The organism is Bacteroides gallinaceum (assembly GCF_030373775.1).
GTDB classification, from domain to species: domain Bacteria; phylum Bacteroidota; class Bacteroidia; order Bacteroidales; family Bacteroidaceae; genus Phocaeicola; species Phocaeicola excrementipullorum.
The window spans coordinates 308,345-322,329 of record NZ_JAUDEN010000001.1 but is presented as its reverse complement, the minus strand read 5'-3'; the positions used below and the strand labels follow the sequence as shown (position 1 = coordinate 322,329).

Below are 13,985 nucleotides of genomic sequence, written 5' to 3'. Positions count from 1 at the left end.
TTAAAAAATGTGTGGCATTGCAGCAATATTCAATATAAAGGAGCAGACACCGGCTCTCCGCGACAAGGCTCTTGCGATGGCGAAGAAAATCCGTCACCGCGGGCCGGACTGGAGCGGCATCTATTGCGGAAAGTCGGCTATCCTTGCTCACGAACGTTTGTCCATCGTTGACCCCCAAAGCGGAAAGCAGCCGCTTTTCTCGCCCGACAGGAAGCAGATTCTGGCTGTCAACGGAGAAATCTACAACCATCGCGACATCCGCAGGCGGTATGCCGGAAGCTATGAGTTCCAGACCGGAAGCGACTGCGAGGTGATCCTTGCCTTGTACCGTGACAAAGGCATTGACTTTCTGGAAGAACTGAACGGCATCTTTGCCTTTGCGCTTTATGACGAGGAGAAGGATGAGTTTCTCATCGCCCGCGACCCGATCGGCGTGATTCCGCTCTATATAGGCTATGATGCGGACGGAAAAGTGTATTGCGCGAGTGAACTGAAGGCCTTGGAGGGCTATTGCGAGCGTTACGAGCCTTTTCTGCCCGGACATTGCTACTCGAGCCGCACCGGAAAGGCGGTGCGCTGGTATAAGAGGGACTGGATGGACTATGACGCAGTGAAAGATAATCCCGCTTCTGTACGGAGCGTGCGCGAAGGACTTGAAGATGCCGTGCGCAGGCAGCTGATGAGCGATGTGCCGTACGGGGTGCTTTTGTCCGGAGGACTGGACAGCTCGGTCATCTCGGCCATAGCAAAGAAGTTTGCTTCCAGGCGCATTGAAACAGACGGGAAGAAGGATGCGTGGTGGCCCCAGCTTCACTCGTTTGCCATCGGTCTGAAAGGAGCTCCCGATCTGGCCAAAGCAAAGGAAGTGGCCGACCATATCGGAACGGTGCATCATGAAATCAACTATACCATCCAGGAAGGGCTGGATGCAGTGCGCGACGTAATCTATTTCATCGAAACGTATGACGTGACAACGGTGCGGGCTTCCACGCCGATGTATCTGCTGGCGCGCGTCATCAAGAGCATGGGCATCAAGATGGTGCTGAGCGGAGAAGGGGCGGACGAAGTGTTCGGAGGCTATCTTTATTTCCACAAGGCGCCGGATGCGAAGGCCTTCCATGAAGAAACGCTCCGCAAGCTTTCCAAGCTTTATCTGTACGATTGCCTGAGGGCGAACAAGGCATTGGCGGCATGGGGCGTTGAAGGCCGCGTTCCGTTTCTCGACAAGGAGTTTCTTGACATTGCCATGCGCCTGAACCCTGCCGCTAAGATGTGTCCGGGCAAGACCATCGAAAAGAAGATCGTGCGCGAGGCTTTCGCCGGCATGTTGCCCGAAAGCGTGCTCTGGAGGCAGAAGGAACAGTTCAGCGACGGAGTGGGGTATAGCTGGATCGACACGCTGAAGGAGATGACCTCGAAAGCGGTGTCGGACGAGCAGATGGCGCATGCCGCGGAGCGTTTTCCCGTGAATCCTCCGCGCAACAAGGAAGAATATTATTACCGCAGCATATTCGAAGAATATTTTCCCAGCGAAAGTGCCGCGCGCAGCGTGCCCAGTGTGCCGAGCGTAGCATGCTCCACGGCTGAGGCCCTGGCCTGGGACGAGGCTTTCAAGAATATGAACGAGCCGAGCGGACGCGCTGTGGCCGGAGTGCATGAAGATGCTTATTGATTTATGGAAAGGAAAATTGAATTTACAAAGATGCAGGGGCTGGGCAACGATTACATCTATGTTGATGTGATGAAGTATCCGCTGCCCGATCCTGAACGGTATGCGGTGGAGTGGAGCCGTCCGCATACGGGTATCGGAAGCGACGGGCTGGTGCTTATCGGCCGGTCGGACAGGGCGGATTTCAGCATGCGCATATTCAACGCCGACGGATCGGAGGCGAAGATGTGCGGAAATGCCAGCCGCTGCATAGGAAAATATCTCTACGAGAAAGGGCTGACCGGCAAAACCGAGATTCTGCTTGACACGCTTTCGGGGGTGAAAGTGCTTCATCTGTTTCCGGAGCAGGGTGTGGTGAACCGTGTCAGCGTGGATATGGGAGTTCCTGCCGACATTCATCCGGTGACTTTGGGCGATGGCTTTCCTTATGCGGAGGGGATTGCCGTGTCGATGGGAAATCCGCATCTGGTGATTTTCGTGGACGACATTTCGCAGGTTGCCTTGCAGGATGTGGGACCGGCGTTGGAGCGTCATCCGCTGTTCCCCGACAGGGTGAACGTGGAGTTTGCCCAGGTGATTGGCGAAGGAGAGATCCGGATGAGGGTATGGGAGCGCGGTTCCGGCATTACTCAGGCTTGCGGTACGGGAGCTTGCGCTACGGCTGTGGCCGCTTCGTTTGCGGGGCGTTGCAGAAACGAGTCCGACGTTGTGATGGACGGCGGCGTCCTTCATATCCGCTGGACGGGAGAGGGCGGCCATCTGTTCATGACAGGGCCTGCCGTAAAGGTTTTCGATGGTGTAATAGAAATAAGTTAGTCGTATGGTATCAGTAAATGAAAACTTCATAAAGCTTCCGGGAAACTATCTGTTCTCGGAGGTAGCCAAAAGAGTCAGTGCGTTCAAGGCGTCCCATCCGGAAGTCCGTTTGATACGCTTGGGCATCGGTGACGTGACGCGTCCTCTCCCGCAGGCTTCTGTAGAGGCGATGCACAGGGCGGTGGACGAAATGGCACATGCGGAAAGTTTCCACGGATACGGTCCGGAACAGGGATATGATTTTCTGCGCGAAGCCATCGTGCGACATGACTTCGGCGAATTGGGAATCGGTCTGTCGGCGGATGAGATTTTTGTCAGTGACGGGGCGAAGAGCGATACAGGGAACTTCACAGACATTTTAGGAAGCCGGAATACGGTGGCTGTAACCGATCCCGTCTATCCGGTCTATGTGGACAGCAATGTGATGGGCGGACGTGCGGGCGGCCTTCTTTCTGACAGGCGCTGGAGCGACATTGTCTACCTGCCTTGTACGGCGGAAAACGCCTTCATTCCCGAACTTCCGAAACGCCGGGCAGACATCATATATCTGTGTTATCCCAACAATCCCACAGGCACGACCCTGACCCGCGCACAACTGAAGGAGTGGGTGGACTATGCGTTGGAAAACGGTTCGCTGATTCTGTTTGACGCTGCCTACGAGGCCTTTATCAGCGAAGACGACGTGCCTCATTCCATTTACGAGATCGAAGGGGCGAGAGGGTGTGCGGTTGAGTTCCGGAGCTTTTCGAAAACCGCCGGATTTACGGGTGTGCGCTGCGGATATACGGTCGTTCCGAAAGAAGTGTCCGGCACTGACGGGCAAGGAAACCGTGTGCCGCTGCACCGTCTGTGGAACCGCAGGCAATGCACCAAGTTCAACGGAACAAGCTATATAACCCAGCGCGGGGCCGAGGCCGTCTATTCTCCGGAAGGCCGGAAGCAGGTCAGAGAAACCATAGACTATTACATGGGCAACGCGAAACTGATGTGTGATACCCTCCGCCGTGCAGGATTCAACGTTTATGGCGGAGTGAACTCGCCCTATCTGTGGGTGAAGACCCCCGACGGCATCGGTTCGTGGGAGTTTTTCGACAGGCTGCTGCGCGATGTGCATGTGGTGGGCACTCCCGGAGTAGGGTTCGGTCCGAGCGGTGAAGGATACCTCCGGTTTACATCCTTCGGAAGCCGCGAGGATTGCCGGGAAGCCATGGACCGCATTGCCGCATGGAAAGTATAGCAAATCGGTCTGGCTTCGTAAAAGCAAACCGTATGAAACTGTAAACCGCATCGTGGATTCTGTATTTCACGATGCGGTTTGTATATTCCACATCGTGGAATGTATAATCCACAGTGTGGAACGGACTTTCCAGCCGTGTCCGACGGGTTGTTCATCTGTTTTCCAGAACTTTCCTTGCCGCTTCCCGTCCTCCTTCCATGATGTCTTTGGCGCGGTAGAATTCCATCATCTCAAAGCGGGATGCAGGGATGCTTATCAGGATGTCGGGCGGGAAGTTGCGCAGTTCGTTGCGCGTGATTTCCTGCATCATCATCCGCGACGAGGCGGTGAGCAGCTGGTAGGGGCTCAGATGGGGGATGGGCCTTGCTTCTCCCGCGGCATTCACGTCGACGGCTATCACGATATCTCCCTCCGTGCGGCGTATGTGGCGCAGGGGAAGAGGATTCAGCAGTCCTCCGTCCACGAGCGTTCTGCCGTCTTTCTTGAAAGGGTGGAACACCATGGGGATGGATATAGACGCGCGTATGGCATCGAACAGGTTTCCCGATTCGAACACAACTTCACATTCGTTGATTATGTCGGTTGCAAGGGCCGTATACGGAAGCGGGAGCGACTCGATGCTTACGTCGGGAACAATCTGCCGCAGTTCCTGCATGAAGCGGTTTCCTTTCACCATGCCTTCACGGTTCAGCTTCACGTCGGCAAAGTAGAACATCTTTTTCCGGTCCCATCCGCATATCCATTGTTTGCACTCTTCCAGCTTTCCTGTGGCATACATGGCTCCGACAATCGCTCCCATCGAAGTTCCCGCAATGGAGGTGATTTCATAGCCGTGCGCGAGCAGTTCTTCGATGACACCGATGTGGGCGATTCCTCTGGCACCGCCCATGGATAGCACTAAGGCGACTTTCTGTTTGTCCATATTTGGCGAAGTTTGTTTCTTTTGTGGTCTAAAGTTATTTATTTTTACGTTCACGGGCAACGATTTTTGTCGGAAACTCCGTAGCTTTGCACTGTTAAATTGATTGAATGATGGATATGCATACAAGAGAAGAAAAGATGGAGGCGTTCGGCCGTCTGCTGGACGTGCTTGACGAACTGAGAGTGAAATGTCCGTGGGACCGGAAGCAGACGAACGAAAGCCTGCGTCCGAATACGATTGAGGAGGTGTATGAACTTTGCGACGCGCTGATGAAGGATGACAAGAAAAACATCTGCAAGGAATTGGGCGACGTGCTTCTCCACGTGATATTTTATGCCAAGATCGGGAGCGAGTCCGGCGACTTTGACATCAAGGACGTTTGCGACAAGCTCTGCGACAAGCTGATCTTCCGCCACCCGCATGTGTTCGGCGAAGTGCAGGCGGATACGGCCGAAAAGGTTTCGGAGAACTGGGAGCAGATCAAGCTGAAGGAAAAAGACGGAAACAAGTCTGTGCTGAGCGGAGTGCCCGAAGCGCTTCCGTCGCTCATCAAGGCCTACCGCATCCAGGACAAGGCCCGCAACGTGGGCTTCGACTGGGAAGAGCGCGAGCAGGTATGGACAAAGGTGAAGGAGGAAATCGGAGAGTTTGAGTCGGAAGTGGGGCAGATGGACAAAGACAAGGCCGAAGCTGAATTCGGGGATGTGATGTTCAGCCTGGTCAATGCAGCCCGCCTCTATAAGATAAATCCCGACAATGCGCTGGAACGCACCAACCAGAAATTCATCCGCCGCTTCAATTATCTGGAGGAACATACGATAAAAGAGGGAAAGAACCTGGCAGACATGTCGCTCGAAGAAATGGATGCCATCTGGAACGAGGCGAAAGGCAAAGGGCTGTAGGAACAGCCCTTGCATGGAACAAAACTTGTTTGGCCTTTAAGAAACTGTTTTGAATTTATCGTGTGCTGATTTGGGATGAGTTTTTGAGGCATTTCCGTTTGTGTGATGAGGAAGATAGCGGGCTATCTGACGAAGAACAGAAGCGGAAAAGACCAAAAAATAGCCCAAAGCACACACGAAAACGAACACATCAAGCCAAGAAAAACTTTTTGGAGAAATTCAAAACAGTTTCTAAATTTAAGTTATGAACTGAACGGCAAAATCGTCATTCATCAGAAAAGGAACTGAACCGGGAAATCAGCGGGAACAGCCTGTAAGTGTCCGGCTGGATGAGATGCAGGCTCTGAGGCATTGGCTTGAACAATGTGCTGCTTTTCGCTGAAAAAATGTGTTCCGGCGGCTAAAATCACTGTTTCCTGTGATTTCCTGTATTTCTAAAACCGCTTTCTTTGTTGTATGGAAAGATGGATAATGTATCCTGTAAATGAATGTACGTATGGGAAAGTGGAAAAGAAGGAAACTGGATTTGCCGGGAGCCATAGGAGCCTTGTTGCTGTTGGTCGTTTCGCTGGTATGCGGTTGGGCTATGTTTGCTGTGTCAGGCATGGAAAACTACGAGCCTCTGCTGAAGACTGTCAGATACTCTCTGAACTGGGAGATGGGCATGGGTTTCTATGACAAGCCAGGAGGAACGGAGCAGATGGTGATGTATCCCGAAGATGGAGCGGACCCTTCGCTGGTGCCTGAAAAGAAGGAAGGGGAACGCTGGCTGGATACCGGCAAGCTGAAGGTGGACAAGCCCTCGGACGGATGGGCCAAGGTAGACATAGGCGACGATGGAGAACCGCTGTATGTGGAGGAGCAGTACGTTATCTCGAAAGAAGGTGCCATGTTCGAGGGCAGGCAAGGAGAGAATACCTTCCTTACCGTCGGCGCAAAGAACCTGCCTCCTTCCGGGTGGATAAAGCTGCTGGGCTTTCTGGTATATTTCTCCCTCTATTTTCCCCTGTTCGCCATATTCCGCTGGGGATTCGATACAGAAGAACATACCCGGAGGGTTATGAAGCATGTTTCGTGGATAGTGTATGCAGGCTTGGCCTACTTCATTATATTATATACACTGAAATTTGTGTGCGGTTATAATGTGGACAGGTACTGGTTCGTGTCGGCTACCGTCCTTGGCAATACTTTCTACTCCATAGCCAACATGGTGTTGGGCATTATCGGATGTTTGGCCATGGTGTTCTTTGTCTGGATATGGTACATGAACTCCGTTGCTTCCACTCTCTCCGGACTTTTGCGGAATGTAGGCTGGAGAGGTTTCTTCCTGCTGATATTCGCGGCCTATTTCCTTTGGATGTTCTTGGGGGTGGCAATTATGCTTGCTTCGATTGTTCTGATTGTTTATTTGATAATAATTATCGTGCCGGCAGTAATGGCCGATATTGCTGGAAATGGTGGAAGCAGGAGCAAGTCAGATGCTCCACTCTACAACTGCTGTGCTTCGTGCGCCCGTTATGATGGTTCGGGTCATTGTTACGAAGGTAGGGAAGTGCATGATCCGTTGGTCCAATGTTGCCGCAAGTATCACCGCAACGTTTGATCGTGTTAGTAGCATGTGCGGTCTTGTGAGGTATGCTGTCACTGAAAGCGTAACCTCTAATGTGAAACTTATAAACTAATGATGACTGAAACCCTAAAACATACATGATTATGAAGATTAACAGGAAAACAACATTGTGGGCCTTGTTCCTGCTGTTTGGATTGGCCGCTTGCAGTGATGATGAAGAAGGCAATGGCAGCATCATGCTGACAAACGGAACGCAGACATCTCAAACCATTTATGCCGATGAAACAACGGATAACTCCGGCGGCATACACTTCACCGCCGCGGCGGATTGGACGGCTTCCGTCATTCCCGTCACTTCCCGGGCCGAGGGAGGCAGTTCGGTGGACTGGCTGTCGTTGAGTGCCTACAGCGGTGGCCCGGGTGAATACACCCTGACTCTGACTTTGAAGAAGAACACGACCGGGCAAGACCGCAAGGCGAAGATTGAAATTGTGTGCGCGGACGATGTTATCACCATTACGGTGGAACAGAAAGGAACGACCGAAGACGGTGGGACACTTTCTTCGCAAGGCAAACGTCTGGTGCGCTTGGAACATACCAGCGTGGAATGTGCTCATCCCGACTCTTATGACATGTGCATCATCACTTTCGAATACGACAACGAAGGCCGTTTGACGGAGATGCACGATATCTCGTATGTCGGTGATAGTCAATCTTATTATTCGGACGATGTGTACACTTTCACCTACGAAGACCCGAAGACCGTACGTCTCGTGCAGACCAAGGACCATAGTTCTCCTTACACTTATATACTTCAATTGAATGAGGCGGGCGATGTGGGGCTGATGTACGAAGAAACCGTATATCCCACTACAACAGCTTGGCGTTTCGATTACGATGACAACCGCTACCTGCAGAAAGTTGTGGAAAACAATACATACGAGTTGGAGAATGGCGAGGACACTGCTGTTTTGAATCCGGGGACAACGGCTTCCACTCGGGCGTTTACTTACGCCCGCCTCATAATGGATTGGAAAGACGGAAACCTGATAAATACCGGAACTGATTCCTATGGAATCATCTACGAGGACTTTATGGACTGGGAATATACTTCTTATTTGAATGAAACGCCTGACTTGGACTTCAACGTGATGAGTTCCCGTTCCTTGTTCGGCATCCATCATGATGGGCAATATGTAGACATTATAAACATGCTCTTTGCTCTCCGCATGCTGGGACAGAACAGCAGGAATTTGGTTAAGGAAGATTATGCGAATTGGGGATATGAAGTAGAAGAACCAGCTTCCAAGGCATCCGATCCGATCAAAGAAACCACTGACGGGGCTTATTGGGAACCGTTTGAATACAGTTTCACGGCTGAAAACTACCTGTCACGGGTAACTGCTCGTGGTGCCTTTGATGGTTTCGAGTCTTATGTTTATGAGGATGAATATATCTTTACGTACGAGTGAGAGGTCCTCTTTACGTGATGTTGTAAACGGCTGTTTGCACGATGGAGCAGGAGTGCGGAGCAAGAATTTATCTTCTTCCCACATCAGACTTTTGCCAAGATTTGTTTACCTTTGCCCTGTCAATTATATTTTACAGAAAAAACATGGACAGGACGATTATTACAGTAGTTGGAAAAGATACTGTAGGTATCATAGCCAAGGTTTGCACCTGGCTGGCAGACAACAATGTGAATATCCTTGATATCACGCAGACCATCGTGCAGGGATACTTCAACATGATGATGATTGTGGATATGGAGAAAATGGAGAAGCCCTTCGAGCAGGCTGTCAATGAACTGGATGAAGTAGGGCGGCAGATGGGCGTGCAGATCAAGTGTCAGAGAGAAGAAATATTCGATAAGATGCACCGCATCTGACAGCTGTTGTCGTACCTTAATATAATGCAGTTTTTATGATCAATATATCGGAGGTTATCGAAACCAATAAAATGATTGACCAGGAGAATCTGGATGTGCGCACCATCACGATGGGAATCAGTCTGCTGGACTGTGCGGACAGCGATCTGGATGTGCTCTGCCGGAAAATCTATGACAAAATGACGAGGCTTGCCCGCAACCTGGTGAAGACGGGCGAGGAAATCTCGAAAGAATACGGAATACCTATCGTCAACAAGCGCATTTCTGTTACGCCGATAGCTTTGGTGGGAGGAGCGGGATGCAATACTCCCGATGACTATGTGAAGATTGCGCTGACCTTGGATAAGGTGGCGGAAGAGTTGGGCGTGAACTTTATCGGAGGCTATTCGGCCATTGTTTCCAAAGGGATGACTCGCAGTGACGAGCTGCTTATCCGTTCGATTCCGAAGGCTTTGGCGTGTACGGAGCGTATTTGCAGTTCGGTCAATGTAGGTTCTACAAAGACCGGAATTAACATGGACGCCGTGAAGCTGATGGGAGAAATCGTGAAGGAAACGGCCGAGATGACGAAAGAGCGTGACTCGCTGGGGTGCGCCAAGCTGGTTGTCCTGTGCAATGCTCCCGATGACAACCCCTTTATGGCCGGCGCGTTCCACGGCGTTTCGGAAGCGGATGCGATTATCAACGTAGGCGTCAGCGGTCCGGGCGTTGTGAAGTATGCGCTCGAGCAAATCCGTGGCGCCAGCTTTGAGGTGCTGTGCGAAACCATCAAGCGCACCGCGTTCAAGATTACCCGTGTGGGGCAGCTGGTGGCTCAGGAGGCTTCCCGCCGCTTGGGCGTTCCGTTCGGAATTATTGATCTTTCGCTGGCTCCTACACCGGCTGTGGGCGACAGCGTGGCTGAGGTTCTTCAAGAGATCGGACTTGAATATCCGGGAGCTCCGGGAACTACGGCGGCGTTGGCTTTGCTGAACGATCAGGTGAAGAAGGGAGGCGTGATGGCTTCATCGTATGTAGGAGGACTGAGCGGAGCGTTCATTCCTGTGAGTGAAGACCAGGGGATGATTGACGCGGTTGAAGCGGGTGCCCTTGGCATTGAGAAACTTGAGGCGATGACCTGCGTCTGCTCGGTCGGTCTGGATATGATTGCTGTTCCCGGCGATACTTCGGCTGCGACCATTTCGGGCATTATTGCAGATGAGGCCGCTATCGGAATGGTGAACCAGAAGACTACGGCTGTACGCATCATTCCCGTTGTCGGCAAGAACGTGGGAGAGAGAGTGGAGTTCGGAGGACTGTTGGGATATGCGCCTGTGATGCCGGTCAACCGCTTCAGTTGCGAGGCTTTTGTGAACCGTGGAGGCCGCATTCCCGCCCCGATTCATAGCTTTAAGAATTGAGTATGGCAGAAAGCTGTTATCTGGACGAACTGAACGAAAGTCAGCGCAAGGCTGTTCTTTATAACGACGGTCCCATGCTGGTGATAGCCGGCGCCGGATCGGGAAAGACGCGCGTACTGACTTACAAGATAGCTTATTTGTTGGACCACGGTTATGAGCCGTGGTCTGTTCTTGCCTTGACTTTTACAAACAAGGCGGCAAGGGAGATGAAGGAGCGCATTGCGCGCCAGGTGGGCATCAACAGAGCCCGTTATCTGTGGATGGGCACGTTCCATTCCATCTTTTCGCGCATACTCCGGATGGAGGCGGAAAAGATCGGCTTCACTTCCAGTTTTACCATTTACGATTCGGCAGACTCGAAAAGTCTGATCAAGGCAATCGTCAAGGAACTTCAGCTTGACGATAAGGTGTATAAGCCCGGAATGATACAGAGCCGCATCAGCAATGCGAAAAACCATCTGGTATCTCCTCAGGCTTATGCGGCGAGCGCGGAGATGAGGGAAGCCGACAAGGCGGCCAAAATCCCTCTTGCAGGTGATATTTACCTCCGCTATTGCGAGCGGTGCCGTCAGGGCAATGCGATGGACTTTGACGATCTGCTGGTTTATACCTACCGTCTTTTCAGGGAACATCCGGATGTCTGCAAAGGATATGCTGCCAAGTTCCGTTATGTGCTGGTTGATGAATATCAGGACACGAACTATGCCCAGCACTGCATCGTGCTGCAGCTTACGCAAGAGCATCGGCGCATCTGTGTGGTGGGAGATGATGCGCAGAGCATTTACTCTTTCCGCGGAGCGAACATCGACAACATCTTGAATTTTACCCGTCAGTACAAGGATGCCCTCCTGTTCAAGCTGGAGCAGAACTACCGGTCTACGCAGACCATCGTGAAGGCGGCGAACAGCCTGATAGAAAAGAACCGCCAGCAGATTCAGAAGAATGTGTTCTCCGAGAACGACAAAGGAGAACCGATTCCTGTTTCGTGCGCCTACAGCGATGTTGAGGAGGGTGAAATCGTGGCCAACAAGATTGTTGAGCTTCATCGGCGCGGCGGATATGCTTATCATGACTGTGCGGTGCTGTACCGCACGAATGCGCAGAGCCGTATCTTTGAAGAGGCATTGCGCAGGAAAGGGATTCCTTATCAGGTGTATGGGGGACTTTCGTTCTATCAGCGGAAAGAGATCAAGGATGTGATCGCTTATTTCCGCCTGGCTGTCAATCCGAACGATGAGGAGGCATTCAAGCGGGTGATCAATTACCCGGCGAGAGGAATAGGAGATACGACCTTGAACAAGCTGGTTGATGCGGCCACGAAGCAGCATGTCAGCCTTTGGGAAGTGCTGAACGAGCCTTTGGCTTACGGGTTGTCTTTGAATAAGGGGACGGCTGCCAAACTTCAGGCTTTCCGTGACCTGATAGCCGGATTTGTCAGCGGTGCTCCGGAGAAGGATGCCTATACTTTGGGGCAGGACATCGTGCGCCGTTCGGGTATCATCAATGACATTTATCAGGACCGTACTCCCGAGAATCTGAGCCGTCAGGAAAATATTGAAGAGCTTATTAGCGGAATCCACGATTTCTGTTCCGACAGGGAAGAAGAGGGAGATAGCCATATTCTGCTTGCCGATTATCTGTCGGAGGTGTCGTTGCTCACAGACCAGGACGGCGAAAAGGATGATAATGTATCGAAAGTGACACTGATGACCATCCATTCGGCCAAAGGTCTTGAGTTTCCCAATGTGTTTGTCGTAGGGATGGAAGAAGGTCTTTTTCCCGGAATTTCGGCCGACAATCCCCGGTCGCTCGAGGAAGAAAGGCGTCTGTTCTACGTGGCTATAACGCGGGCCGAATCGCACTGTTATCTCTCGTATGCAAAAAGCCGTTTCCGCTATGGGAAGATGGAGTTCGGCAATCCCAGCCGCTTCTTGCGCGATATAGATACGAAGTTTCTTTGTTTGCCCGCTGGAGAGCAGCTTGCTCGTCAGGTAGAGATTGGTGCAGGGCGATTCAGAAAAGAAATAGCCGGGGGCTTCCGCCGTCCGGAAGTCAGATCGTATGACACGGGCGGGCCTTCGATGTTTGACGGAGGGGAGATGCCGCAGGAGCCGCATCGCTTTGTTGCTCCACGCAAGTTGCGGAAAATCGATTCCTCGTCCGTGCCGGCATCTTCAAGTGTCGGGCAAATGTCCGGAGATTCACTGGAGGGAAAGCACATCGAGCACGAGCGGTTCGGACGGGGAGTGGTAGAGAAGGTAGAAGGCGCAGGCGACAACCGCAAGGCTACCGTACGTTTTGAAAATGCCGGAGTCAAGCAGCTGCTGCTGAAGTTTGCCCGCTTCAAAGTATGTGAATAACGGAATAAAGAAAAAAGATGATGATAAAAGATATGAACCAGATTCCTTCCCCCTGCTATGTGATGGAGGAAGAGTTGCTCAGAAAGAACTTGAGCTTGATAAAGCATGTGGCCGATACGGCCGGAGTGGAAATCATTTTGGCTTTTAAGGCATTCGCCATGTGGAAGTCGTTCCCGATTTTCCGCGAGTACATACATAGCACGACAGCCAGCTCGGAATATGAGGCGCGGCTTGCGTTTGAAGAGTTCGGGAGCAAGGCGCATGCCTATTCACCGGCTTATACGGAGCAGAATTTTCCTTTGTTCCTGAAGTATTGCAGCCATATCACCTTCAATTCGCTTTCTCAGTACGAGCGTTTTTATCCGATGGCGAAAGGAAAGCCGGTTTCGTGCGGCATTCGCGTGAATCCGGAGTATTCGGAGGTGGAGGTAGAACTTTACAATCCGTGTGCTCCCGGAACGCGTTTCGGGGTTACTTCTGATTTGCTTCCCGAACGTTTGCCTGAAGGCATCGAAGGCTTTCATTGCCATTGCCATTGCGAGTCGAGCTCGTATGAACTGGAGCGCACATTGGCTCATATCGAGGAGAAGTTCAGCCGTTGGTTCCCTCAGTTGAAGTGGCTGAATCTGGGCGGAGGCCATCTGATGACGCGCAAGGATTATGATGTCGACCATCTGATACGCTTGCTTCAAGACCTTAAGTCGCGCTATCCCCATCTGATGATTGTGCTGGAGCCGGGCTCTGCATTTGCCTGGCAAACCGGGCCGTTGGTGTCGTCGGTAGTTGACGTGGTTGAGAGCAGGGGGATCCGCACAGCCATTCTTGATGTAAGTTTTACTTGTCACATGCCCGATTGTCTGGAGATGCCTTATCAGCCCCGTGTGCGCGGAGCGGAGTCGCTGCCTCCCGAGGCGGTGAAGAATGCGGCTCCGGAGAATCATGTTTACCGTCTTGGAGGAAACAGTTGCCTGAGCGGGGACTATATGGGAAGCTGGAAATTCGATCACGAACTTCAGGCGGGCGACCGGATTGTGTTTGAGGATATGATCCACTATACGATGGTGAAGACGACAATGTTCAACGGCATCCATCATCCGTCTGTCGCTTTGCTTCATACTGGAGGGGAACTGGAGATTTATCGCACGTTCCGCTACGAAGATTACCGCGACAGAATGTGCTGAAACGTGCTTTTGAATGATATTTTAGGGAAAAACGGTAAAA

At 51.9% G+C, this 13,985-nt stretch carries 11 protein-coding genes; 10 read left to right on the top strand and 1 reads right to left on the bottom strand.

Features of this window, described 5'->3' with window-relative positions; all coding sequences use genetic code 11:
- The first annotated feature begins 7 nt into the window (after positions 1 to 7).
- From asnB to QUW60_RS01250, 3 genes are read left to right on the top strand one after another with little or no spacing between them, the layout of a single operon-like run.
- Positions 8 to 1,672, top strand: a complete 1,665-nt coding sequence (gene asnB, locus QUW60_RS01260) for an asparagine synthase B (protein ID WP_258336966.1) — start codon at positions 8 to 10, stop codon at positions 1,670 to 1,672.
- 3 nt (positions 1,673 to 1,675) lie between these two features.
- The gene (gene dapF / locus QUW60_RS01255) at positions 1,676 to 2,485 is read left to right on the top strand and encodes a diaminopimelate epimerase (protein ID WP_289558160.1); all 810 of its coding nucleotides are present in this window, start codon (positions 1,676 to 1,678) and stop codon (positions 2,483 to 2,485) included.
- A 4-nt stretch (positions 2,486 to 2,489) separates the two neighbouring features.
- The gene (locus QUW60_RS01250; RefSeq protein WP_289558159.1) at positions 2,490 to 3,722 is read left to right on the top strand and encodes an LL-diaminopimelate aminotransferase; all 1,233 of its coding nucleotides are present in this window, start codon (positions 2,490 to 2,492) and stop codon (positions 3,720 to 3,722) included.
- 151 nt (positions 3,723 to 3,873) lie between these two features.
- Here QUW60_RS01250 and QUW60_RS01245 read toward each other — a convergent pair whose 3' ends face one another.
- On the bottom strand, positions 3,874 to 4,644 hold the full coding sequence (locus tag QUW60_RS01245; RefSeq protein ID WP_289558158.1) for a patatin-like phospholipase family protein: 771 nt from the start codon (positions 4,642 to 4,644) through the stop codon (positions 3,874 to 3,876).
- 116 nt (positions 4,645 to 4,760) lie between these two features.
- On the opposite strand from QUW60_RS01245, the gene mazG reads away from it, so the two are divergent.
- From mazG to nspC, 7 genes are all read left to right on the top strand, one after another.
- Positions 4,761 to 5,546, top strand: a complete 786-nt coding sequence (gene mazG, locus QUW60_RS01240; protein WP_258336962.1) for a nucleoside triphosphate pyrophosphohydrolase — start codon at positions 4,761 to 4,763, stop codon at positions 5,544 to 5,546.
- Between the two features lie 496 nt (positions 5,547 to 6,042).
- Positions 6,043 to 7,149 (top strand): MFS transporter, encoded by a 1,107-nt coding sequence (locus QUW60_RS01235; RefSeq protein ID WP_258336961.1) that lies wholly within the window; start codon positions 6,043 to 6,045, stop codon positions 7,147 to 7,149.
- Positions 7,150 to 7,259: 110 nt separating this feature from the next.
- A complete protein-coding gene (locus QUW60_RS01230; protein ID WP_289558157.1) occupies positions 7,260 to 8,588 on the top strand; it encodes a BACON domain-containing protein in 1,329 nt (442 codons plus the stop codon).
- A 143-nt stretch (positions 8,589 to 8,731) separates the two neighbouring features.
- Positions 8,732 to 9,004: an ACT domain-containing protein gene (locus QUW60_RS01225; protein ID WP_258336951.1), complete on the top strand. Its 273-nt coding sequence runs from the start codon at positions 8,732 to 8,734 to the stop codon at positions 9,002 to 9,004.
- 35 nt (positions 9,005 to 9,039) lie between these two features.
- Positions 9,040 to 10,404: a PFL family protein gene (locus QUW60_RS01220; RefSeq protein WP_289558156.1), complete on the top strand. Its 1,365-nt coding sequence runs from the start codon at positions 9,040 to 9,042 to the stop codon at positions 10,402 to 10,404.
- Between the two features lie 2 nt (positions 10,405 to 10,406).
- Complete coding sequence (locus tag QUW60_RS01215) at positions 10,407 to 12,764, top strand: ATP-dependent helicase (protein WP_289558155.1); 2,358 nt, start codon at positions 10,407 to 10,409, stop codon at positions 12,762 to 12,764.
- A 23-nt stretch (positions 12,765 to 12,787) separates the two neighbouring features.
- Positions 12,788 to 13,945 carry a carboxynorspermidine decarboxylase gene (nspC, locus tag QUW60_RS01210; protein ID WP_289558181.1) on the top strand — a complete coding sequence of 386 codons (1,158 nt, stop codon included), beginning with the start codon at positions 12,788 to 12,790 and terminating at the stop codon, positions 13,943 to 13,945.
- Positions 13,946 to 13,985: the final 40 nt, after the last annotated feature.